Annotated in this window: 20 protein-coding genes; 14 read left to right on the plus strand and 6 right to left on the minus strand. The window is 73.1% G+C overall.

Annotation, left to right across the window (positions count from 1 at the left end):
- Positions 1-164: 164 nt before the first annotated feature.
- From ACFYPJ_RS38245 to ACFYPJ_RS38255, 3 genes are all read left to right on the plus strand, one after another.
- Positions 165-518, plus strand: coding sequence for a hypothetical protein (locus ACFYPJ_RS38245; RefSeq protein WP_389026621.1), 354 nt, complete (start codon positions 165-167; stop codon positions 516-518).
- A gap of 245 nt (positions 519-763) precedes the next feature.
- Positions 764-1990 (plus strand): glycosyltransferase, encoded by a 1227-nt coding sequence (locus ACFYPJ_RS38250; protein ID WP_389026659.1) that lies wholly within the window; start codon positions 764-766, stop codon positions 1988-1990.
- 99 nt (positions 1991-2089) lie between these two features.
- Entirely contained in the window at positions 2090-3301 is a 1212-nt protein-coding gene (locus tag ACFYPJ_RS38255) for a YncE family protein (RefSeq protein ID WP_389026623.1), read from the plus strand.
- Between the two features lie 103 nt (positions 3302-3404).
- Here the strand turns inward: ACFYPJ_RS38255 and ACFYPJ_RS38260 are convergent, their stop codons facing one another.
- Positions 3405-5498 carry a GTP-binding protein gene (locus ACFYPJ_RS38260; RefSeq protein WP_389026625.1) on the minus strand — a complete coding sequence of 698 codons (2094 nt, stop codon included), beginning with the start codon at positions 5496-5498 and terminating at the stop codon, positions 3405-3407.
- Between the two features lie 278 nt (positions 5499-5776).
- Here ACFYPJ_RS38260 and ACFYPJ_RS38265 point away from each other — a divergent pair, with 278 nt between their 5' ends.
- Genes ACFYPJ_RS38265 through ACFYPJ_RS38295 form a run of 7 tightly spaced genes read left to right on the plus strand, consistent with a single transcriptional unit; the run spans position 5777 to position 13500 of the window.
- Positions 5777-6286, plus strand: a complete 510-nt coding sequence (locus ACFYPJ_RS38265; RefSeq protein WP_389026627.1) for a (2Fe-2S)-binding protein — start codon at positions 5777-5779, stop codon at positions 6284-6286.
- Positions 6283-8661, plus strand: a complete 2379-nt coding sequence (locus ACFYPJ_RS38270) for a xanthine dehydrogenase family protein molybdopterin-binding subunit (RefSeq protein WP_389026629.1) — start codon at positions 6283-6285, stop codon at positions 8659-8661. The genes ACFYPJ_RS38265 and ACFYPJ_RS38270 overlap by 4 nt, the downstream gene beginning before the upstream one ends.
- Positions 8658-9512 (plus strand): FAD binding domain-containing protein, encoded by an 855-nt coding sequence (locus tag ACFYPJ_RS38275; protein WP_389026631.1) that lies wholly within the window; start codon positions 8658-8660, stop codon positions 9510-9512. The genes ACFYPJ_RS38270 and ACFYPJ_RS38275 overlap by 4 nt, the downstream gene beginning before the upstream one ends.
- A gap of 15 nt (positions 9513-9527) precedes the next feature.
- Complete coding sequence (locus ACFYPJ_RS38280) at positions 9528-10412, plus strand: AAA family ATPase (protein ID WP_389026633.1); 885 nt, start codon at positions 9528-9530, stop codon at positions 10410-10412.
- The gene (locus ACFYPJ_RS38285) at positions 10409-11752 is read left to right on the plus strand and encodes a VWA domain-containing protein (protein WP_389026635.1); all 1344 of its coding nucleotides are present in this window, start codon (positions 10409-10411) and stop codon (positions 11750-11752) included. Before ACFYPJ_RS38280 ends, ACFYPJ_RS38285 begins: the two co-directional genes overlap by 4 nt.
- Complete coding sequence (locus ACFYPJ_RS38290) at positions 11745-12851, plus strand: XdhC family protein (RefSeq protein ID WP_389026637.1); 1107 nt, start codon at positions 11745-11747, stop codon at positions 12849-12851. Before ACFYPJ_RS38285 ends, ACFYPJ_RS38290 begins: the two co-directional genes overlap by 8 nt.
- Positions 12852-12867: 16 nt before the next feature.
- Positions 12868-13500, plus strand: a complete 633-nt coding sequence (locus ACFYPJ_RS38295) for an SRPBCC family protein (protein WP_389026639.1) — start codon at positions 12868-12870, stop codon at positions 13498-13500.
- 102 nt (positions 13501-13602) lie between these two features.
- Here the strand turns inward: ACFYPJ_RS38295 and ACFYPJ_RS38300 are convergent, their stop codons facing one another.
- The gene (locus tag ACFYPJ_RS38300; RefSeq protein WP_389026641.1) at positions 13603-14103 is read right to left on the minus strand and encodes a metallophosphoesterase family protein; all 501 of its coding nucleotides are present in this window, start codon (positions 14101-14103) and stop codon (positions 13603-13605) included.
- A gap of 204 nt (positions 14104-14307) precedes the next feature.
- Here ACFYPJ_RS38300 and ACFYPJ_RS38305 point away from each other — a divergent pair, with 204 nt between their 5' ends.
- The 4 genes from ACFYPJ_RS38305 to rfbC all read left to right on the plus strand — a co-directional run bounded on the left by ACFYPJ_RS38305 (position 14308) and on the right by rfbC (position 18278).
- Positions 14308-14745, plus strand: coding sequence for a MarR family winged helix-turn-helix transcriptional regulator (locus tag ACFYPJ_RS38305; protein ID WP_389026643.1), 438 nt, complete (start codon positions 14308-14310; stop codon positions 14743-14745).
- A 234-nt stretch (positions 14746-14979) separates the two neighbouring features.
- Positions 14980-15564, plus strand: a complete 585-nt coding sequence (locus tag ACFYPJ_RS38310; RefSeq protein WP_389026645.1) for a hydrolase — start codon at positions 14980-14982, stop codon at positions 15562-15564.
- 133 nt (positions 15565-15697) lie between these two features.
- Positions 15698-17665 (plus strand): glycosyltransferase family 2 protein, encoded by a 1968-nt coding sequence (locus ACFYPJ_RS38315; RefSeq protein ID WP_389026647.1) that lies wholly within the window; start codon positions 15698-15700, stop codon positions 17663-17665.
- A 4-nt stretch (positions 17666-17669) separates the two neighbouring features.
- Positions 17670-18278: a dTDP-4-dehydrorhamnose 3,5-epimerase gene (rfbC, locus tag ACFYPJ_RS38320; protein WP_389026649.1), complete on the plus strand. Its 609-nt coding sequence runs from the start codon at positions 17670-17672 to the stop codon at positions 18276-18278.
- On the opposite strand, the gene ACFYPJ_RS38325 is transcribed toward rfbC, so the two are convergent.
- The 4 genes from ACFYPJ_RS38325 to ACFYPJ_RS38340 are packed head-to-tail and all read right to left on the minus strand — an operon-like array spanning position 18268 to position 22020.
- Positions 18268-19071 (minus strand): class I SAM-dependent methyltransferase, encoded by an 804-nt coding sequence (locus ACFYPJ_RS38325; protein WP_389026651.1) that lies wholly within the window; start codon positions 19069-19071, stop codon positions 18268-18270. The genes rfbC and ACFYPJ_RS38325 overlap by 11 nt on opposite strands.
- Positions 19068-19988, minus strand: a complete 921-nt coding sequence (gene rfbD, locus ACFYPJ_RS38330) for a dTDP-4-dehydrorhamnose reductase (protein ID WP_389026653.1) — start codon at positions 19986-19988, stop codon at positions 19068-19070. The genes ACFYPJ_RS38325 and rfbD overlap by 4 nt, the downstream gene beginning before the upstream one ends.
- Entirely contained in the window at positions 19985-20956 is a 972-nt protein-coding gene (rfbB, locus tag ACFYPJ_RS38335) for a dTDP-glucose 4,6-dehydratase (RefSeq protein ID WP_389026655.1), read from the minus strand. Before rfbB ends, rfbD begins: the two co-directional genes overlap by 4 nt.
- Positions 20953-22020 carry a glucose-1-phosphate thymidylyltransferase gene (locus ACFYPJ_RS38340; RefSeq protein WP_389026657.1) on the minus strand — a complete coding sequence of 356 codons (1068 nt, stop codon included), beginning with the start codon at positions 22018-22020 and terminating at the stop codon, positions 20953-20955. The genes rfbB and ACFYPJ_RS38340 overlap by 4 nt, the downstream gene beginning before the upstream one ends.
- Positions 22021-22175: the final 155 nt, after the last annotated feature.

Raw genomic sequence — 22175 nt, forward strand, 5'->3', positions numbered from 1 at the left:
GTCGACGACCCGTGGGGCTACGGCCGCTCGCTGGAGTGGGCCACCTCCTGCCCGCCGCCGCGGCACAACTTCCTCACCCTGCCGCGGATCCGCAGCGAATCCCCGGCATTCGACCTGCACCACGCGGAGGCGTCCCGCGCCGAGGAGCGGGAGCTGACCGCGCCGTGACCACGACGGACGACGGGGCGCGGGACGCGCGGGCGCTGGTGAAGGAGATCGAGGGGCATCTGCTGCTGGCCGCCGCCCGCGAGGAGGGCCGTACGGCCGCGGCCCGGCTCACCGGCCGGCTCAGCTGGCTGACTGACCGGCAACGCCAGGACGTGGAGCGGCAGTTCGAGGCCGAGTACCTGGGGCTCGCGCGCGCCTCCTGGCAGCGCACCGCGGAACGTGCCGAGGAGTTGCGCCGCACCTACGAGACCCGGTACCGGGCACTGCGGCACCGGCTGGTGGCCTGCTTCCTGCTGGGCTGCGCCCTGCTGGCGGCGACGGGGCTGCCTGCGCTGGCGGCGGCCCGGTGACGGTTCCGGCCGGCGCTCCCGGCGGTCCCGCTGCGGCACCGGCCGACGCGCTGCCACGAACCCGCACGCGCCTGAGGAGAGTGCTCCCCCTACGCGTGCGGGTTTCGACCCGACGGCCCCATGACGGTCCGGCCGCGACGACGGCTGGCACCGGATCCGTACGGCCGGAAGTAGCCGCCGCGTCGGGCCGTAAGCCCCGCACGGGCCGAGGCGCCGCCATACTGACGGTCGTGCGGGTTGCGATCATGACGGCGGGATCCCGGGGCGACGTCGCCCCGTACACCGGGCTCGGCCACCGCCTGTGCCGCGCGGGGCACGAGGTCACTTTGGTCACCCATGCCCGGTTCGCGTACCTGGTGGCGGGTTCCGGGGTCGGCTTCCGGCCTCTTCCGGTCGATCCGCGGGCCGAGTTGGAGTCCGTACGCGGGCAGGGACTGCACCGCAGCGCCAGCGGTGTGGGCAAGCTGGTGCGGGTGGCCGAGATGGCGCGGCGGCTCGTCGGCCGGATGACGGACGACCTGGTGGCCGCCGCCCGCGCGAGCGATGTGCTGCTGCTGTCCGGCGCGGTGGCGCCGCTCGGGCACGCCATCGCGGACGGACTGTCCCTGCCCAGCATGGGCGTTTATCTCCAGCCCCTGACGCCCACCCGGGAGTTCGCGCCCCCGGTGCTGGGCGGCGGGTCCTGGGGCGGAGCGGGCAACCGGTTCGCCGGGCACGGGGTGAACCTGGCCGTGGAACGGATCTTCGCGGCGGCCGTGCCGGAGGTGCGGGCGCGGCTGGGTGCGCCGCCGAAACGGCTCGGCACCGCCCGGCGGGCACGTGAGCGCGCCTGGCCGGTGCAGCACGGTTTCAGCCCGCTGGTGGTCCCGCGGCCCCGGGACTGGCGGGCGGGTCTGGACGTGTGCGGCTACTGGTGGCCGTACGACGCCGAGGCCGGACTCCCCCATGACGTGCGGGACTTCCTGGACGCGGGGCCCGCTCCGGTCTACGTCGGCCTGGGCAGCGCCACTGTGCCCGACGCCGGGCGGCTGAGCGAGCAGGTCGTGACGGCGCTGCGGCGGGCCGGGCTGCGCGGGGTGATCCAGCAGGGCTGGGGCGGACTCGCGGCGGGCGGCGACGACATGCTGACCATCGGCGAGGCGGCGCACTCGGCGCTGTTCCCGCGGATGGCCGCCGTGGTCCACCACGCGGGCGCGGGCACGACCGCCGCCGGGCTGCGGGCCGGCGTGCCGGCTGTTCCGGTCCCGATACAGTTCGACGGGAGTTTCTGGTCCGCTCGCCTGGTCGCCCTGGGCGTGGCGCCGGCCGCGGTACCGCTGCGCGCTCTGACCGCGGACACTCTCTCCGCCGCCCTCGTCCACGCGACCCGCGACCCCGCGTTCGCCGACCGGGCACGGCAGTTGGGTGCCCGGATCCGCGCGGAGGACGGCGTGGCGCCGGTCCTGACGGCCCTGGACCGACTGGCCCGATAGCCCGGCGGCGAAAACGGCCGGGGCAGCGGCACGCGCGCCTGCCGGAGCGCCGCACCCAGGAAGCGTCGCCGCCGCTCGGCCTGCCGCCGCTCTGCGGACGTGCCCGCCGCACTCGTCCTGACCGTCGCCGCTCCCGCCGCCACCGCCGTACCCGACACCGCGCTCCTGCGCGAGGTGCTGTTCGTCGGCAACAACTGGGACGGCACCGCGGACGTCATCGGCTCCGGCGGCGACTACACGAAGGTCGGCCGGATCGACGTCGTCCCCGACAAGGACCAGCGGATGGCGGAGATCAACGCCGATCCGATCAAGTGGATCTACTTCATGGCCATCCGAGACAGCGTCGGCGAGGGCCACGACCAGTTCGTGGACGATATGTACTCCACCCCGGACGGGAAGTCGGTCGTGGTGTCGCGGCCGAGCTTCGCCGACGTGGTCTCGATCGACCTGGCCACCGGTGCGGTCAACTGGCGCTTCCCGGTGAGCGGTTACCGCGCCGACCACATGGCGGTCTCCCCCGACGGCACCCGGGTCGCGGTGTCCGCATCGACCGCCGACACCGTGCACGTGCTGGACATCGCCACCGGCCGGCAGCTCGGTTCCTTCGGCACCGGCGACAAGCCGCACGAGAACGTCTTCACCAAGGACGGCAGGTACATCTGGAACATGTCCATCGGGGACGTCAACACCGACCTCGACGACCCGTTCTGGGACTGGACGAAGGGCGACCGGCGCATCACGGTCGTCGACGCGACGACCTTCCGGCAGGTCAAGGTCATCGACAGGCGGGACCGGCTCGACGCGACCGGCCTGACCGGCTTCTCGGACGCGGTGCGCCCCGCGGTCTTCTCCCCGGACGAGTCCACGCTGTACTTCCAGGTCTCGTTCTTCAACGGCTTCCTGGAGTACGACATCGCCACCGACCGGATCACCCGGGTGAAGACGCTGCCGGAGAACCCGGCGACCAGCAAGGACCGCACAACCTGGGTCAACGACTCGCGCCACCACGGCATTTCGATGAGTCCGGACGGTACGAAGCTGTGCGTCGCGGGCACCATGGACGACTACGTCGCGGTCGTCGACCGGGCCACCCTCCAGGAAGGTCCTCTGGTCGGCGCGGCCAAGCCGTACTGGGCGACGGTCAGCGGCGACGGCAAGGACTGCGTGGTCTCCGAAAGCGGTGCCGACCAGGTCACCGCGATCGACTTCGCGACCGGACGGAAGGTCGCCTCGGTCCCGGTCGGCGACCATCCCCAGCGGGTCCGGCTGGGGCACGTACAGACCGACTGGACCGGTCCGGCGGGGGGCTGACCAGCCTGACGAACCTGGCGGGCCGTCGTGACCGGCCGCCGGACGGTGTCCGGCGGCCGTGGGCCGGTGCGAGTGGCGCCCGTCCGGCCGCCGCCGGTCCCGGTCAGGCGCCGAGCCGGTTCGCCACGTTCAGCAGATACTCCTTCCGGTTCAGCGGGTTGTGGTCGGTGCGCGCCCGCTGTGGAACGGCGGCGCGGGTCACCGGCGCGTAGTGGTCGAAGGCGCTCTCCAACTCGCCCTCGCCCCGGGTCAGCCCGGGCAGCCGCTGCCCCAGACCGTGCACGTGGGCGGCGGGCACCGCGCCCTCCAGCACGCACCCGGTGCCGTGCGGCGCGGTGGTCTGCGGCACCGCAGACAGGTGCGCGAGCACCGGCAGCAGGGTGCCGAGCGTGTCCGCCGGGGCCTCGATGCGGAAGCGGTGCATCGGCTCGTGCACCCGGGTGCCCGCCCGCCGCAGCGCCTCGACCAGGACCAGCGGGGTCAGTCCGCGGAAGTCGGCCCCGGTGCTCGACATGCTCTTGTCGAAACCCTGGTGGGCATGACTCTGCCGGGGCGAGTACCCGGAATGGGTCATGGTGACCGTGCAGTCGGTGACCTGCCAGCCGTGCAGCCCCTGCCCGAGCGTCTCGCGCACCGTGTCCTCGACGGCCTTGAAGAAGGCGTAGGGCATCGAGCCGAGTTCCACCTCCAGCCGGAAGTCCGTGCCCGAGCCGGCCGGGGCCGCGTCGACGCGGAGCCCGACGGTCGCCAGGAACGGGTTCCCGTCCTTCTTGTTGAACTCCACGGCCGCTCCGCTGCCGAGCGGACGCTCGACGCAGATGGTCGTCGTCTCCCGGAAGGTGACGCCGAGGCCGTACTCGTCGGCGAGGGTCGCCTGAACGACCTCCTTCTGCACCTCCCCGTAGAGGGAGACGGAGGTCTCCTGCCGCACCTCGTCGTGCCGCACGCCGATCAGCGGGTCCTGCTCGGCGAGTTGGGTGAGCGCGACATGCAGCGACCGCCGGTCCACGTGCGGGCCCGGGACGACGACGGTCTCCAGGGTCGGCGGTGCGAAGTGCTGCCGGCGGGCCCGGCGCCACACTTCCCCGCGCACGGGAAGGTCCTCACGCGGCAGCCCGGCCGTGCCACGCGCCCAGGGCAACGCCTCGATCGTGTCGCCGATCCGGATGCCACCGAGCCCCCACAGCTTGCCGATCCGGCCCGCGCCGACGCTCTCCGCCCGGGCATCGGTGCCACGGTCGAAGACGCTCACAGCGGTGACCTTCCCTTCCTGCGGGAGTCCGTCCCCCTGGCGTCCTTCGCCCCGGCGCCCTTCCCCCGGGTCCCCTGCCCGCCGGCCGTCCCCGTACCGGATCCGGTCGCGGGTGCGCAGGGTGCCGGAGAAGATCCGCACGTAGGCTGCCTTGTCCCCCGCCGGGCCCCGGTCGATCTTGAACACCGTGGCGCACAGCGGGCCCTCGGGGTCGCCCGGGGCGGCGGGCAGCAGTTCCTCGATGCCGGTGATCAGGCCGGCCACGCCCGCGCCGGTGGCGGCCGAACCGAAGTAGACCGGGTGGACGCGGGCCTGCCGGGTCTGGGCGGCAAGGGCAGCGCGCAGCCGGCCGGGGGTGACGGCACCCTCGACATAGGCGGCGAGCAGGTCGTCGTCCTGGTCGGCGAGCACGTCGAGCGCGCCCGCGCCGAGTCCGGGTACGAAGCGGGCGGCGGGGGTGCCGAGCGCGGTGGCGGTGCCCATCGGCACCAGCGACGGGGTGAGCCGGCGGGCCATGGCGCGCAGCACCTCCCCCGTCCGCGCCCCGCGTCGGTCGATCTTGTTCACGAAGATCAGCGTGGGGATCCGCAGCCGGCGCAGGGTCCGCATCAGTACACGGGTCTGCGCCTGGACGCCCTCGACGGCCGAGACGACCAGTACGGCGCCGTCGAGCACGCCGAGGACCCGTTCCACCTCGGCGATGAAGTCCGGGTGGCCGGGCGTGTCGATGAGGTTGACGGTGACGCCGGCGAGCGGAAAGGAGACGACGGCGGACTTGATGGTGATGCCGCGCTGCCGCTCCAGCGCGAGCGTGTCGGTCTGCGTGCTGCCCGCGTCGACGCTGCCGACCTCGTCGATCACTCCGGCGGAGTGCAGCAGCCGCTCCGTCAGGCTGGTCTTACCGGCGTCTACGTGCGCGAGGATTCCGAGATTGAGCAGATGCACTGAGCGTGATGTCCTTCGGCATGGGTGGGATTCCTTCCTGGGTGGACATGCACGCAGCGCGCATCTCGGGTCCTTTCCACGTGTCGACTGCTGGTCACGCTCAGTGCACCAGGCCCGGGACCCCGACGGCAACGGATTAACGCTCGACGACAGCGGGTCGCAGCGCTCGCCGTGACCACTCACCGGCCCTAAAGTGACGTACATCACGTCCGGTCACCGGCCCCCTTCTCCCGACGCTTTCCTCACGTTCCTCACGCCCGCAACGGCCTGGAGGGCACATGACCCACATCAAGGTGAACGTGGACGGCACGGTCTACGAGGACGACGTGGCACCGCGTCTCCTCCTGGCGCACTACCTGCGCGACCACCTCGGCCTGACCGGCACCCCGATCGGGTGCGACACCTCGAACTGCGGGGCGTGCACGGTCGACCTGGGCGGGGCGACCGTCAAGAGCTGCTCGGTGCTGGCCGTCCAGGCGGACGGCTGCGAGGTGACCACCGTGCAGGGGCTGGCCCGGGACGGGGAGCTGACGGCCCTGCAGCGCGCCTTCCACGAGCAGCACGCGCTCCAGTGCGGCTACTGCACCCCGGGCATGATCATGGCGGCGCGCGACCTGCTGCGCGAGAACCCGCATCCCGAGGCGGACGAGGTGCGCCACGCGCTGGAGGGCAATCTCTGCCGGTGCACCGGCTACCAGAACATCGTCCGTGCGGTGCTCGCCGCCGCCGGCCAGGAGGCCCCCCAGGAGCCCCAGGAGGCCCGGGAGATCCGGGAGGTCACGGCATGACCGATCAGCTCGCGGCCCGCGAGGTCGGCCGCTCCCGGCTGCGCAAGGAGGACGCGCGGCTGCTCACCGGCCAGACCAACTGGACCGACAACATCCAGGTCACCGGCATGCTGCACCTCGCCGTGCTGCGCAGCCCGATGGCCCATGCGCGCATCGCGCGGATCGATGTCTCGCCCGCGCTCGGCCGCCCCGGGGTGGTCGCGGCGTTCAGCGGCGCCGACCTCGCCGAGGGGCTCGGCTCGCTGCCCTGCGCCTGGCTGGTGACCGAGGACATCGTCGTGCCCGACCACCCGCCGATCGCCACCAGCGAGGTCCGTTACGCCGGTGACCCGGTCGCCGTCGTGGTGGCCCGCGACCGGTACGCGGCCGCCGACGCCCTGGAGGCGATCGAGGTCGACTACGACCCACTGGAGCCGGTCCTCGACCTGGAGGCCGCGCTGGCGGACGACGCGCCGCTGGTCCACGCCGACCAGGGCACCAATCGCTGCTACGTGTGGCCGCTGGCGACCGGCGAGAGCTTCGCCGCGGTCCGTGAGCGTGCCGACGTCGTCCTGCGGCGCCGCTACCACCAGCAGCGCCTGATCCCGAACGCGATGGAGCCCCGCGCGGTCGTCGTCACCCCGCTCGCCGCCTCCGGCGAGTACACGGTCTACTCGACGACGCAGATCCCGCACATCCTGCGGATCATGCTGGCGACGGTCACCGGCGTGCCCGAGCAGAAGCTGCAGGTGATCGCCCCCGACGTGGGCGGCGGCTTCGGCTCCAAGCTCCAGGTGTACGGCGAGGAGGCCGTCGCCGTCGCGGTCGCGCGCCGGCTCGGCCGTCCGGTGAAGTGGACCGAGTCCCGCTCCGAGGGCTACCTGGCGACCCACCACGGCCGCGGCATGATCCAGGACGTCGAGGTGGCGGCCACCCGGGACGGCAGGCTGCTCGGCCTCAAGGTGGACCTGACCGCCGACATGGGCGCGTACCTGATGCTCGTCACGCCGGGCACCCCGCTCCTGGGCGCCTTCATGTACCCGGGGATCTACAAGATGGACGCCTACGACTTCACCTGCACGGGCGTCTTCACCACTCGGACCCCCACCGACGCCTACCGCGGCGCCGGCCGTCCGGAGGCGACGTTCGCCATCGAGCGGACCATGGACGAACTGGCTGCGGAACTCGGCCTGGACCCGGTGGAGCTGCGGCGCCGCAACTGGATCCGGCACGAGGAGTTCCCGTACACCAGCATCGCGGGCCTCACCTACGACACCGGCGACTACGAGGCCGCCACGGACAAGGCGCTCGCCCTGTTCGGGTACGACGACCTGCGCGCCGAGCAGCGCGAACGCAACGCGCTCGGCGGCACCGTACGTCTCGGCATCGGCGTGTCGACCTTCACCGAGATGTGCGGGCTGGCCCCGAGCCGGGTGCTGCGCGACCTCAGGTACGGGGCCGGCGGCTGGGAGGCGGCGAGCATCCGCATGCTGCCCACCGGCAAGGTCGAGGTGGTCACCGGCACCAGCCCGCACGGACAGGGCCACGAGACCTGCTGGAGCCAGATCGCGGCCGACGTGCTCGGCGTGCCGTTCGAGGACATCGAGGTGGTGCACGGCGACACCCGGTCCGCCCCGCAGGGCATGGACACCTACGGTTCGCGGTCGCTGGTGGTCGGCGGCGAGGCCGTGCACCGGGCGGCGGTCAAGGTGGTGGCGAAGGCGCGGAAGGTCGCCGCGCACCTGCTGGAGGCGAGCGAACAGGACCTGGACTTCACGGACGGCGTGTTCTCCGTGAAGGGCTCCCCGGAGGCGCGCAGGACCATCCAGGAGATCGCGTCGGCGACGTTCGCCTCGCACGACCTGCCCGACGGCATGGAACCCACCATCAACGCCGAGTACCTGGTCGACCCGGAGAACTTCTCCTTTCCGCACGGCACCCACCTGTGCGCGGTCGAGGTCGACACGGAGACCGGCGGGGTACGCATCCGGTCGTACGTCTGCGTCGACGACGTCGGCCGGGTCGTCAACCCGATGATCGTCGAGGGGCAGGTGCACGGCGGGCTGGCGCAGGGCATCGCGCAGGCGCTGTACGAGGAGGCCGTCTACGACGACGAGGGCAACCTCGTCTCCGGCACCATGGCGGACTACCTGGTGCCGTCCGCGGCCGACCTCCCCGACTTCGTCACCGACCGGACGGAGACACCGGCTGACGGCACCGCGCTGGGCGTCAAGGGCGTCGGCGAGGCGGGGACCATCGCGTCGACGCCCGCCGTGGTCAACGCGGTCGTGGACGCGCTCCGGCCGCTCGGTGTGCAGGACGTGCGGATGCCCTGCACACCGGAGCGGGTCTGGCGGGCCGTCCGCTCGGCCGCCGGGAAGGAGGCCGCAGAATGATTCCCCCCGCGTTCGAGTACACCCGGCCCGAGAGCGTGGACGAGGCGCTGCGCGCACTCGCCGAGGCGGGCGACGAGGCGAAGGTGCTGGCCGGCGGGCAGAGCCTGCTGCCGCTGCTGCGGATGCGACTGGCCTTCCCCGAACTGCTCGTGGACGTCGGCCGGATCCCGCAGCTGCGCGGGGTCCGGGAGGACGGCGACACCCTCGTGATCGGCGCGCTGACCACGCACCACGAGGTGATCCGCGACCCGCTGGTGCGCCGGCACGCGGGACTGCTCGCCGCGGCGACCGAGACCGTGGCCGACCCGGCCGTACGGCACCGGGGCACGCTGGGCGGCTCGCTCGCGCACGCCGACCCGGCCGGTGACCTGCCCGCGGTGGCGCTGGCCCTGGACGCCGAACTGGTCGCGGCCGGCCCGGGCGGGCGGCGCACCATCCCGGCCCGGGACTTCTTCACGGACTACTTCCAGTCCGCGCTGGCACCCGACGAACTGCTGGTGGAGGTGCGGCTGCCGAAGACGGACGGCTGGGACTTCCACTACGAGAAGTTCCACCGGGTGGCGCAGGCCTGGGCCATCGTCGGTGTGGCGGCCCTGGTGCGCCGGGACGGCGGGCGCATCGCCGAGGCGCGCATCGGGCTCGGCAACATGGGCAGCACCCCGCTGCGGGCGACGGCCGCCGAGCGGGCGCTGATCGGCGCCGAGGACCCGCAGGACGTGGCGCGGGCCGCCGGGCAGGCCGCCGAGGGCACCCGGCCGGCGCAGGACGTCTCGGCCTCGCCCGAGTACCGGGCGCACCTCGCGCGGGTGCTGACCCGGCGGGCGGTGCTGACCGCCATCGGAGCGGGGTGAGCGCCGATCACCCGGATGGACGACCCGGAGCAGGTGCGGACCCGCCTGGAGGAGACGGGGTACCTCGTCGACGAGGGGCTGGCCGTCACCTGCTTCCTGGCCCTGAGGCTCAACCGGCCGCTGTTCTGCGAGGGCGACGCGGGCGTCGGGAAGACCGCGCTCGCCTCCGCCCTGGCCGAGGCGCTGGGCGCCCCGCTGATCCGGTTGCAGTGCCACGAGGGCATCGATGCCGCGCAGGCCCTGTACGACTGGGACTTCCCGCGTCAGCTGCTGCACCTGCGGGCCGCCGAAGCGGCCGGGGTCACGGACGCGGAGCGGCTGGAGAGCGAGCTGTACGACCGGCGGTTCCTGATCGCCCGGCCGCTGCTGCGGGCGTTGCAGACGTGGCCGTCGGTGCTGCTGGTCGACGAGATCGACCGGGCCGACGACGAGTTCGAGGCGTTCCTGCTGGAGCTGCTGTCCGAGTACTCGGTGACCGTCCCGGAGCTGGGCACGCTGCGCGCCGAGGTGCCGCCGGTCGTCGTGCTGACCTCGAACCGGACCCGGGAGGTGCACGACGCGCTGAAGCGGCGGTGCCTGTACCACTGGTTCGACCACCCCTCCTTCGCGCGTGAACTGGCCATCGTGCGCCGCCGGTTGCCGGAGGTCGCCGAGCGGCTGGCCGAGCAGGTGACCGCGCTGGTGCAGGCGCTGCGGGGCGCGGACCTGCTCAAGCCGCCGGGTGTGGCCGAGACGATCGACTGGGCGCGGGCCCTGGACGCCCTGGGGGCGAGCGAGGTCGACGCCGAGCTGGCGGTGGCCACGCTGGGCTCGGCGCTGAAGTACCGGGAGGACATGGCGCGGGCCCGGAGCCTCGACCTCACGGCGGTGCTGGCGGCGCGGGGAGCGCGATCGGCATGACGGACACCGGACGCGGGACGGTCGGCGGACGGTGGGCGGACGCGGCGGCGCCCGGTGCGGGCCGGTGGGCGGACGGGGCCGCGGGGCCGGATGCGGTGCTGCTCGGCTTCGTCCGCGCGCTGCGGGCCGCGGGGGTCGACGCGAGCACCGAGCGGCTGTACGCCTTCCTGCGCGCCGTGGACGTCCTGCGGCCCGGGGTGCGCGCGGACGTGCACGCGGCGGGCCGGGCGACGCTGTGCGGCGGGCGGGACGACCTGGAGCGCTACGAGCGGGTGTTCGACGCGTACTTCGGACCGGCCGGTCGAAACGCCCCGGCGCCGGGGCGGGCCGCCGCGCAGCCCCGGGCGCGGCTCGTCGTCCGGGACGCACCGGCCGGCGGCCGGGCACCGGGCGAGGGCGAGCCGCCGGGTCCGCCGGTACGGGTCCTCGCCAGCTCCGCCGAGGTGCTGCGGCACCGGGACGTCGGCGGGCTGGACGCCGCCGAACGCGCCGAGCTCAACCGGCTGCTGGCCGCGTTCGCCCCGCACGGGCAGACCCGGCTGTCCGCCCGCCGCCGCCCGGCCCGGCGCGGCGCCGTCGACCCGCGGCGGACCGTGCGGGAACTGCTGCGGCGCGGCGGGGAGCCCGCGCTGCTGCGGCGGCACGCGCGCGTGCGGCGGCCCCGCCGGGTCGTGCTGCTCGTCGACGTGAGCGGTTCGATGGCGCCGTACGCCGACGCCCTGCTGCGGTTCGCGCACGCGGCGGCGCGCGGGTCTCCGACGGAGGTGTTCACCGTCGGCACCCGGCTGACCCGGGTGACCCGCGAACTCTCCCACCGCGACCCGGACCTGGCGATGGCGGCCCTCGCGGCGGCCGTACCGGACTGGCGCGGCGGTACCCGGCTCGGCGACCTGCTGCGCGAGTTCCTGAACCGCTGGGGGCAGCGCGGTATGGCGCGCGGCGCGGTCGTCGTACTGCTCTCGGACGGCTGGGAGCGCGGCGATCCCGCGGCGCTCGGCGCCGAGATGCGCCGGCTGCACGCGCTGGCGCACCGGGTGGTCTGGGCCAACCCCCGCAAGGCACGCCCCGGTTACGCGCCGCTGGCCGGGGGGATGGCGGCGGCCCTGCCCAGTGTGGACGCGTTCGTCGAGGGTCACAGCCTGGCGGCTCTGGAACGGCTGGCGGCGGTGGTGCGCGGCGCCGCGGCCGACCCGGCGGAGGCCACCGGCGGGACCGCAGCGGGGACCGGCGAGAACACCGCGGGGACCGGCGGGCCAGGAGCGGAGACGGGAGGGCCGGGAGCAGCCGACGGGCCCGGAGCGGCCGGCGAGGCCGGGCGGAGAGGAGCGGAGCGTGCGTGAGATCCTTCCGGCGCTGGAGCGCTGGTACGCGGCGGGCGTCCCGTTCGGGCTCGCCGAGGTGGTGGCGGTCAGCCGCAGTGCGCCGCGCGGGCCCGGCGCGGCCATGGCGGTCGGACCCGGCGACGAGGTCGTGGGCAGTGTGTCCGGTGGCTGTGTGGAGGGCGCCGTCTTCGAGTTGGCGCAGGAGGTCGTGGCGAGCGGCGAGGCCCGTCTCGAAACCTTCGGCTACAGCGACGAGGACGCGTTCGCGGTCGGCCTCACCTGCGGCGGCGAGATCACCCTGCTGGTGCGGCCGGTGACCGCGGCGTCCGATCCGGCCTTCGGCGCGGTCGCCGCGTCGGTCGCCCGGGGCGAGCCGGTGACCGTGGCCACGGTGGTCGACGGGCCCGCGCCGCGCGGCGCCACGCTGGCCGTATGGCCGCGGGAGGTGGCCGGCACGCTCGGCACGACCGGTCTGGACGCGGCGGTCACCGCGGACGCACACGGCGAACTGGCCCTCGGCGCCACCGGGTCGAGGCACTACGGCCCGCACGGCGAGCGCCGCGAGGACGCGGTCACCGTGTTCCTGCACTCCTTCGCGCCGCCGCCCCGGATGCTGGTCTTCGGCGCGATCGACTACGCGGCGGCGGTGGCCCGTATCGGCGACTTCCTCGGCTACCGGGTCACGGTGTGCGACGCCCGCCCGGTCTTCGCCACGCCCAAGCGGTTCCCGGCGGGTGCGGAGGTCGTCGTGGACTGGCCGCACCGCTATCTGCGCGGCACCGAGACGGACGGGCGGACGGTGATCTGCGTCCTCACCCACGACCCGAAGTTCGACGTGCCGCTGCTGGAGGAGGCGTTGCGCCGGCCGGCCGCCTACATCGGGGCGATGGGCAGCCGCCGTACCCACGACGAACGCCGGAAACGGCTGACCGAGGCCGGGCTCACCCCGGACGAACTGTCCCGGCTGCGCTCGCCGCTCGGGCTCGACCTCGGGGCCCGTACGCCCGAAGAGGTCGCCGTGTCCGTCGCCGCCGAGATCGTCGCGCTGCGCTGGGGCGGCAGCGGCGTGCCCCTCACCGCGACCGCCGGGGCCATCCATCCGGCGGGCGCTTCCTGAGTGCGAGGAGGAAGTCATGGAGCTGAACCACGAGTTCGCCGTCCCCGTCCCGGTCCACGAGGCCTGGCACGCGCTCCTCGACATCGAGCGCATCGCACCGTGCCTGCCGGGGACGACGGTGCAGGAGTTCGACGGCACGACGGTGACCGGCACGGTGAAGGTCAAGGTCGGGCCGGTCACCGTGGCGTACCGGGGTACGGCCGTCTTCGAGGAACGGGACGAAACGGCGCACCGGATGGTGATCGTGGCGAGTGGCCGGGAGATCCGCGGGCAGGGGACGGCGCGGGCCACGGTCACCGGCACGCTGAGCGAGCGCGACGGCGGTACGGCGGTGTCGGTGCGCACCGAACTGACGGTGACCGGGCGGCCCGCGCAGTTCGGGCGGGGGGTGCTGGCGGAGGTGGGTGACCGGCTCGTGGGTCAGTTCGCGCAGTGTCTGGGTGACCGGATCAGCGAGCCGCCCGAGGCGCCCGGTGAACGGCCGGCCGGGCCGGCGGCGGAGCCGGAACCGCTCGACCTGGTCCGGGCGGCCGGGCTGCCGGTGGCCAAGCGGGCGGCCGGCGCGGCGGCGGTCGTGGCGGTGCTGCTGCTGGTGCTGGGGGGCGTGTGCCGGCGGCTGCGGCACGGGTGCCCCGGGCGGCGCCGCTGAGCGCTCCCCCGGATCCGCCCCGGGCCGCCCCGAGAGGGCGCCGTGCGTCGGTCGTCCTCGGCGCGTCCTGACCGGCGCCCCGGCCCTCCGCCACGGGCGGGCCTACCGCTGGGGCAGCCGGTGGAGTGTCACGTCCGTGAGCGCGCCGTCGGTGAGGGCCGCCGTGAGGTACGTGCAGTGCGGCTGCCGTCGGCGGTCCGTCGGCGAACCGGGGTTGAGCAGGCGCAGGCCGGTCGGGGCCGTGGTGTCCCAGGGGATGTGGCTGTGGCCGAAGACCAGGACGTCGAGGTCGGGGAAGCGGGCGGCGCAGCGCGTCTCACGGCCCGCGGCGGGGCCGGTCTCGTGGACGACGCCGAAGCGCAGCCCGCCCAGTTCGGCGCGGGCCACTTCGGGCAGGCGGGCCCGCAGTTGCGGTCCGTCGTTGTTGCCGTACACCGCAATGAGCCGGCGGCTGCGGCTCTCCAGCAGGTCGAGGGTGGCGGTGTCGACCCAGTCGCCGGCGTGGAACACCACGTCCGCGTGCACAAGCTCGGCGAGCAGCGGATCCGGCAGCCGTAGGGCCCGCCGGGGCAGGTGGGTGTCGGACATCAGCAGCAGGCGCACCCGGCCAGCGTAGGCCGACACGTCCCGGCGGGGCGGACCGACGGGCGCGGGTCCGGGAGGCGGACCCGGCTGTCGCTGTGCGGGGTTCCGCTGGAGGCGTCGCCGCGGAGAGCGCGTGCCGGGCAGAACGACGGAAGGTAATACCCAGGAAAACTGAGCAGTTCCAACTGGACAGTCTTGGCTGTGCTACCTAGGGTTCTGGTCATGGACGACATCTCCGGTTCCGCCACTCGTGCCGCGCGCGACCTGCGCGTGGTGCTCAGCCGAATGCGGCGCCGTATCCGGGAGGTCGCCCAGGACGCCGACCTCACCCCCTCCCAGGAGTCGGCGCTCACGCTGGTCGGCAAGCACGGCGCCGCCACGGCCAGTGCCCTGGCGTCCGCGGAGGGGGTGCGACCGCAGTCGATGGCCACCACGCTCGCCGTACTCGACCAGCAGGGCCTGATCCGGCGCAGCCCCGACCCCGACGACGGCCGTCGGCAGCTGGTCACCCTCACCGACGCCGGCCAGGCCCGCGTCGAGGGCAACCGGCAGGCCCGTGAAGAGTGGCTGGCCCGGGCCTTCCAGGACCGGTTCAGCGAGGAGGAACGGCACACCGTCCTGGAGGCACTGGCCCTCCTGGAACGGCTGTCGCAGCAGTGACACCGGGGCCCGCCGGACACCCACGGCGGTCGCCGACCGCCGTGACCCGACGGGGCGACGCCGTGCGCACCGTCCCGGCCACCGCCCGGTGGCCACGGCCACGGTCACGGCCACCGGAGCGCCGTGCCGGTCCGGCTCCGCGCCGACGGTGACCGCACCGGACCGCTCACCCCGAACGAACCGAACACCCCGAACACCCCCAGCCCCCGAGACAAGCCCCGAAAGGCCCTACCGATGGCACTCACCGCCCTCGACCCCCGTACCGCTCTCGTCGTGATCGACCTCCAGCGCGGCATCGCCGCCGCACCCACCCAGCCGTACGGCGGCCCCGAGGTGGTGGCCCGCTCGGTGGAGTTGGCCGACGCCTTCCGGGCCCGGGACCTGCCCGTGGTCCTGGTCCGTGTGACCTTCGCGCAGGACGGTTCGGACCGGGTCCCCGGCCGCACCGAGCACCAGGGGCCGGCCGGCTCCTACCCGGAGGGCTGGGACGTCATCGTCGACGAACTGTCCGGCCACCCCGGCGACATCCACGTCACCAAGCGCAACTGGGGCGCCTTCCACGGCACCGACCTCGACGTCCAGCTGCGCCGCCGGGGCGTCACCCAGATCGTGCTGACCGGCATAGCCACCAGCATCGGCGTCGAGTCCACCGCCCGCGCCGCGTACGAGCACGGCTACCACGTCACCGTCGCCACGGACGCCGTGGCCGACCTGAGCGCCGAAGCGCACGCGGGCAGCATCGAGCGGATCTTCCCGCGGCTCGGCGAGACGGGCACCACGGCGGAGATCCTGCAGCTCCTGGCCAAGACACACGGCTGACCTGGGGTGATACCCGGATCCGGCCTCCGGTCGAGGGCGAACGCCGCCCTTACCGGGGGCCGGGTTAACATTCGGCCACGCACACGCTGCCACAAAGGCAACGGACAGCGAGCCTAGGGGGCTAGGAAGCCGGATGCCGGTCAAGGTCAGTGTCATCGTCCCGGTCTACAATCCCGGACCTTATATCGAGGACTGCGTCGCCTCGATGCTGCGTCAGTCGCTGCCCAGCGACGAGTACGAGGTGATCTTCGTCGATGACGGTTCCACCGACGCCACCCCGGCCAGACTGGACGAGCTGGCCGCCGCGCACCCGCAGTTCACCGTCGTCCACCAGCCGAACTCCGGCTGGTCGGGCAAGCCGCGCAACGTGGGGATCGACGCGGCCCGCGGCGAGTTCGTGATGTTCGTCGACAACGACGACTACCTCGGCGACGAGGCCCTGGAGCGGATGTACGAGTACGGCGTGGCGAACAAGGCCGACGTCGTCGTGGGCAAGATGGCCGGCAAGGGCCGCCCGGTGCCCGTGGAGCTGTTCCGGCGCAACCACCCGCACGCCACGGTCGACAACGCCCCGCTCATCGACAGCCTGACCCCGCACAAGATGGTCCGGCGTGCCTTCCTGGACCGCATCGGGCTGCGCTTCCCCGAGGGCCGGCGCCGTCTGGAGGACCACGTCTTCGTCACGGAGGCGTACCTGCGCGCGGACAACGTCTCCGTGCTCAGCGACTACCTCTGCTACTACCACGTGAAGCGGGACGACGCCTCGAACGCCGGTTTCCAGCGCTTCGACCCCGTGGGCTACTACAAGAACCTCCGCGAGGCCCTCGACGTCGTCGAGCGGTACACCGAGCCTGGCCCGCGGCGCGACCGGCTGCTGCGCCGGTGGCTGCGGGTGGAGATCGTGGACCGGATGAGCGGCCGGCGCCTGCTCGGCCTCCCGGACGACTACCGGCGGGAGCTGTTCCGCGAGATGCGCGGGGTGGTCGTCGAACGGTTCGGTCCCGGTGTCGCCGCCGGCCTGCGCCCCGCGCAGCGCATCGTCGCCGCCCTGATCAGGGACGACCGGTACGACGACGTGGTCGCCCAGGCCGAGTGGGAGGCCGGGGTGGGGCCCAAGGCCGCGCCGACCGGCGTCGAGTGGCACGACGGGAAGCTGCTGGTGGACTTCACCGCCGAGTACAAGCGCGACGGCGAGCCCCTGACCTTCCCCGTCGGCGGGGACCGCACCCCGGCCGACGAGGCGCCCCGGGATCTGGCGCAGACGATGGCCTGGCTGGGAGCGGACGCCGTCGCGGGCTTCGAGAAGGCCACCGCCGACCTCATCCTGCGGGACCGGGCCAGTGCCGCCTCCTTCTTCCAGCCGGTCGACATCACCCACGAGCAGGTCCCGGCCGACGACGGGCGGGTCCGGCTGGTGCTGCGCGCGACGGCCGCCGTCGACCCCGGCAGCGCGGCGGGCGGCGTCCCGCTCCACGCGGGCCTGTGGGACGCGTACGTCCGGGTCGGCCTCGGCGGCTGGACCAAGGAGTGCCGGCTGGGTCCGGTCCGCGGCCCGGACCGCCCCACACCGCCGGCCGGGGTCGCCGGCGAACGCGTGGTGCTGCCGTACTGGACCAAACAGCACGACAACTTCTCCCTGGACGTCGACAAGGCGGGCAAGTCGCTGGGCCTGGGGCGGCTGACCGCCGAGGACGCCGCGGTCTCCGGCACCGATCTGCTGAACATCGCACTCCCGCTGTACGTCGCGGACCGCGTCGACGTCCTGCTGCGACTGACCGACACCGCCACCGGCAAGGAGGACCGGCGACCGGGGACGCTCACCCCGGCCCAGGGCACCGGCTCGCTCCTGGAGGCCCGGGTGCCGCTGCGCGAGCTGCGCGGCGCCGCTTGGCGGCTGGAGGTGTGCCCGGTGCCGCTCAGCGAGACGCCCCGCTTCCTGCCGCTGCCGCTCGTCCTGCGGCCCCGGCGCACCGGTGGCGCCCAGCTGACCCGTTCCACGGCACCGAGCCCGCTGCACCGCCGACTGGCGCGCCGCGCACGGAGCATCCTGGGCGCCGCCCTGCGCGGTTCGGGAGAACGAAAGACAACACGGAAGGCATGACGGAGTGCGGGCACTGGAAATAGCGGGCGCCTGGGTGTTGGAGCCCAAGGTGTACCAGGACCAACGGGGCAGTTTCCACGAGTGGTTCCGGGGCGAGGAGTTCCGCGAGGCCACCGGGTACGACTGGACACTGGCCCAGGCGAACTGCTCGGTGTCCCGGCGGGGCGTGCTGCGCGGGGTGCACTTCGCCGACGTACCACCCGGTCAGGCCAAGTACGTGACCTGCGTGAACGGATCCGTGCTGGACGTGATCGTGGACATCCGGGTCGGCTCGCCCACCTACGGGCAGTGGGAGGCGGTACGGCTGGACGACGCCGACCGGCACGCGGTCTTCCTGGCCGAGGGGCTCGGGCACGCGTTCATGGCGCTCACCGACGACGCGACGGTGATGTACCTGTGCTCGACCGGCTACATGCCGGAGCGCGAGCACGGGGTGCATCCGCTCGACCCCGAGCTGGGCATCGAGTGGCCGCGGGGCATCGAGCCGGTGCTGTCCGAGAAGGACGCCGCCGCCCCCACACTGGCCGAGGCGGAGCGGTCCGGGCTGCTCCCCAGCCACGCGGACTGCTCCGCCTACTACGAGCGGCTGCGCTCGGGGCGGCTCAGCGACTGACGCCGTGCTGCGCCACCGCGCGGCGCAGCGGCTCCCAGCCGCGGGACCGCTTGGTTCCGCGGTTGCGGGCCGCCACCAGCGGCCCCCAGAAACCGGCCGACAGCAGCGCCTGCGGCTGCGCGACGGTCGTCCGGTCCAGGATCGCCTCGGGCACCTTCTGCGGGTCGGGCACCTCGAACTCCGCCATGATCTCGTCGTACTTGTCCTGGAGCACCGTGCTCTCCGGGTCGGCTCCGAAGACCAGGAGCTGCCCGGTGGGGGCGGTGTCGGCCAGCACCGTCACGAGGTCGGGGCGGTAGCGGTTCAGGATCTCGACGAGCTTGTAGACGTCACCGGTCCAGGCGTCGGTGTGCCGGTCCCGGGCTGCCTCGTCCACGTTGCGCGGCAGCATGTCGTCGAAGACGATCACGCTGGTCCAGTCCGAGTGCCGCTCGATGTTGATGAAGTCGCGCAGCGCGTACTCGAACAGGTGCATGCCGTCGATGAACGACAGGTCGAGGGTGGTGCGCCGCCAGTACCCGAACGGGCTGCGGTTGCGGGCCAGGTTGCGCAGCGGGTGGCGGCCGCCCCGCAGATGTGCTAGGGGGTTCTCCCGGGCGAAGAAGTCGTCGCTGGTCGCCTTGGCGAGGTGGACGTCGCAGCGGATCTCCGTGACCACCTTGAAGGCCGGGTCGATCGCGATGCTGGGGACCCGGGACAGCGTCAGGCTGCGGCCGTCGTTGACGCCGATCTCCAGGTAGTTGCGGTTCGCGGTGACCTTGTGCAGTTCCCGCAGGAACTCGTGCCGTTTCACTGGGACATCTCCTTGCGGATATGGGGCAGTGCTTCGTGCAGGGCGGACCGCCAGTCGCGCAGCGGTTCCAGGCCGGCCTCCCGCCACCGGTCGTGCCCGAGGACGCTGTAGGCGGGCCGGGGGGCCGGTCGGGGGAAGGCGGCGCTGCCGACGGGGCGCACCCGGCCCGGGTCCGCGCCCGCCAGCAGGAAAACCTCCTGGGCCAGTTCGTGCCAGGTGGCCTCGCCGGAACTGGTCGCGTGGAAGACACCGTGCGCGCCGGTGTCCCGGCCGAGCCGGGTGCCGAGGTCCGCGATCCGTGCGGCCACGTCCGCGCTCCAGGTCGGCTGGCCGCGCTGGTCGTCGACCACGTCGAGGGTGTCCCGGCGGGCCTCCAGATCGAGCATCGTGCGCACGAAGTTCCGTCCGTGGACGCCGTACAGCCAGGCGGTGCGGACGACGGCGCCGGCCCCCGGGAGTTCCGCGAGGACCGCCTGTTCGCCGGCGAGTTTGGTGCGGCCGTAGGCGGTGCGCGGGGCCGGCGGGTGGTCCTCGGGATAGGGCGTGGCCCGGGTCTGCCCCGGCCGGGCGGGGTCGGGAGCGCGGAGGGGTGCCTCGCCGCCGAAGACGTAGTCGGTGGAGACGTGGATCAGGCGGGCGCCGTGGGCGGCGCAGGCGCGGGCGACGAGGCGCGGCCCGTCGCCGTTGACGGCGAGCGCCCGTGCCTCGTCGGTCTCGGCGTCGTCGACGGCCGTGTACGCGGCGCAGTTGACGACCAGATCAGGACGGTGTTCCGCGAACACCCGGTCTATCGCACCCGGTTCGGTGATGTCGAGTGCGGTACGGTCCACGCCGGTCACCTCAGCGCCACGCCGAAGCAGTTCCTCGACCGTGTCCCGGCCGAGCATGCCGCCCGCCCCGGTGACCAGCCACCTCATCGCGTCCCCCGCTGCTTGAGCGGCTCCCACCAGGAACGCCGGTCGCGGTACCAGGCGACGGTCTCGGCGAGGCCGGCGGCGAAGTCACGCCGGGGACGGTAGCCCAGTTCGTCGCGGGCCTTGCTGCAGTCGACGGAGTAGCGCAGGTCGTGGCCCTTGCGGTCGGCGACGTGGTCGACCCGGTCCCAGCCGGCGCCGCAGGCTTCGAGGAGCAGACCGGTGAGTTCCCGGTTGGTCAGTTCGGTGCCGCCGCCGATGTTGTAGACCTCACCGGGGCGGCCCTTCGTACGGACCAGTTCGATGCCCTGGCAGTGGTCGTCGACGTGCAGCCAGTCACGGACGTTGCGCCCGTCCCCGTACAGCGGGACCCGCAGGCCGTCCAGCAGGTTGGTGACGAACAGCGGGATGACCTTCTCGGGGAACTGGTGCGGGCCGTAGTTGTTGGAGCAGCGGGTGACCCGGACGTCCAGCCCGTGGGTGCGGTGGTACGCGAGGGCGAGCAGGTCGGAGGATGCCTTGGATGCGGAATAGGGGGAGTTGGGGGCCAGCGGATGGGTCTCGGGCCAGGAGCCGGACTCGATGGAGCCGTAGACCTCGTCGGTGGATATGTGCACGAACGGGCCGACACCGTGGCGCAGGGCCGCGTCAAGCAGCGTCTGGGTGCCGACGACGTTGGTGAGCACGAACTCGCCCGCTCCGTCGATGGACCGGTCGACGTGCGACTCGGCGGCGAAGTGCACGACCTGGTCGGCGTCCGCCATCAGCTTGTCGACCAGGTCGGCGTCGCGGATGTCGCCCTGCACGAAGTCGAGGCGGGGGTGGACCGCGGGAAGGTTGGTGAGCGTGCCGGCGTAGGTGAGCTTGTCCAGCACCGTGATCCGGGGTGCGTGCGGACCGTCGTCGGCGAGGAGCGCGCGGACGTAAGCGGAACCTATGAACCCGGCGGCACCGGTGACGAGGAGATTCATGAACGGATCTGCACCTTGCTGTGGTCTCCGAGGACGAGGCGGTGGGCACTGGGCACTGTGGTCGTGGGGGCCACCTCGACATGCCGTCCGATCAGCGAGGACTCGATCCGGCCCACCCCTTGGATCGAGGAGTCCCGCAGGACGATGGAGAACTCCAGTTCGCTCTGGGTGATCCGGCAGTTCTCCCCGATGGAGGTGAAGGGGCCGACGTAGGAGTCGCGGACGACCGTTCCCGAGCCGATGACCGCGGGGCCGACGATCCGGGAGTTCACTACCCGTGCGCCCGCCTCGACCACCACCCGGCCGACGGTCTCGGACCGCTCGTCCACCTCGCCGTCGATCCGCCGCTCGGCCGACTCCAGGACGGTCCGGTTGACCTCCAGCATGTCCCCGACGTTGCCGGTGTCCTTCCAGTAGCCGTCGATGAGGGTGGAGTGCACGTCGGCACGGGTGTCGATGAGGTGCTGGATGGCGTCGGTGATCTCCAGCTCCCCGCGCCGGGACGGCTCAATGGCGCGTACGGCCTCGTGCACGGCGGGGGTGAACAGGTAGACGCCGACCAGCGCCAGATCGCTCTTGGGGTGCTGCGGCTTCTCCTCCAGGCCCACCACCCGGCCGGTCCCGTCGAGTTCGGCGACGCCGAAGGAGCGCGGGTCGGAAACGCGGGTGAGCAGGATCTGGGCGTCGGGGCGGCGTACCTGGAACTCGTCGACGAGGGCGCTGATGCCGCCGACCACGAAGTTGTCGCCGAGGTACATCACGAAGTCGTCGTCCCCGAGGAAATCCCGTGCGATCAGCACCGCGTGGGCCAGCCCCAGGGGCCGTTCCTGAGGGATGTAGGTGACTTTCAGCCCGAACTCCGAGCCGTCGCCGACCGCCGCCTCGATCTCGGCGGCGGTCTCGCCGACGATCATCCCGACTTCGGTGATCCCGGCGGCGGCGATGGATTCCAGCCCGTAGAACAGCACGGGCTTGTTCGCCACCGGCACAAGCTGCTTGGCCGATGTGTGCGTGATCGGCCTCAATCGGGTACCTGCGCCGCCCGAAAGCACGAGTCCTTTCATCTGCACACCCTATAGGTGATCGTCAGGATCGAACCTTCGGCTGTCTTAGCGATTGGTTAAGAGGATGTCTCATGTGGTGATGCGGTGAGTTGGGGCATCATTGCTGCTTGTGGGTGTCGATCTGTCGCAGCGGCTGGTTCCTGACGGTCTGTGGG

The sequence above is a fragment of the Streptomyces sp. NPDC006012 genome, from assembly GCF_042871185.1.
Classification (GTDB): domain Bacteria; phylum Actinomycetota; class Actinomycetes; order Streptomycetales; family Streptomycetaceae; genus Streptomyces.

Bases quoted from the DNA above. Each gene is read 5' to 3' on its own strand.
- ACFYPJ_RS38310 (WP_389026645.1), top strand. From the start codon at position 14,980: ATGGCACTCACCGCCCTCGACCCCCGTACCGCTCTCGTCGTGATCGAC.
- ACFYPJ_RS38285 (WP_389026635.1), top strand. From the start codon at position 10,409: ATGACGGACACCGGACGCGGGACGGTCGGCGGACGGTGGGCGGACGCG.
- rfbD (WP_389026653.1), bottom strand. From the start codon at position 19,988: ATGAGGTGGCTGGTCACCGGGGCGGGCGGCATGCTCGGCCGGGACACG.
- ACFYPJ_RS38250 (WP_389026659.1), top strand. From the start codon at position 764: ATGACGGCGGGATCCCGGGGCGACGTCGCCCCGTACACCGGGCTCGGC.
- rfbB (WP_389026655.1), bottom strand. From the start codon at position 20,956: ATGAATCTCCTCGTCACCGGTGCCGCCGGGTTCATAGGTTCCGCTTAC.
- ACFYPJ_RS38265 (WP_389026627.1), top strand. From the start codon at position 5,777: ATGACCCACATCAAGGTGAACGTGGACGGCACGGTCTACGAGGACGAC.
- ACFYPJ_RS38315 (WP_389026647.1), top strand. From the start codon at position 15,698: ATGCCGGTCAAGGTCAGTGTCATCGTCCCGGTCTACAATCCCGGACCT.
- ACFYPJ_RS38295 (WP_389026639.1), top strand. From the start codon at position 12,868: ATGGAGCTGAACCACGAGTTCGCCGTCCCCGTCCCGGTCCACGAGGCC.
- ACFYPJ_RS38275 (WP_389026631.1), top strand. From the start codon at position 8,658: ATGATTCCCCCCGCGTTCGAGTACACCCGGCCCGAGAGCGTGGACGAG.
- ACFYPJ_RS38280 (WP_389026633.1), top strand. From the start codon at position 9,528: ATGGACGACCCGGAGCAGGTGCGGACCCGCCTGGAGGAGACGGGGTAC.
- ACFYPJ_RS38305 (WP_389026643.1), top strand. From the start codon at position 14,308: ATGGACGACATCTCCGGTTCCGCCACTCGTGCCGCGCGCGACCTGCGC.
- ACFYPJ_RS38340 (WP_389026657.1), bottom strand. From the start codon at position 22,020: ATGAAAGGACTCGTGCTTTCGGGCGGCGCAGGTACCCGATTGAGGCCG.
- ACFYPJ_RS38270 (WP_389026629.1), top strand. From the start codon at position 6,283: ATGACCGATCAGCTCGCGGCCCGCGAGGTCGGCCGCTCCCGGCTGCGC.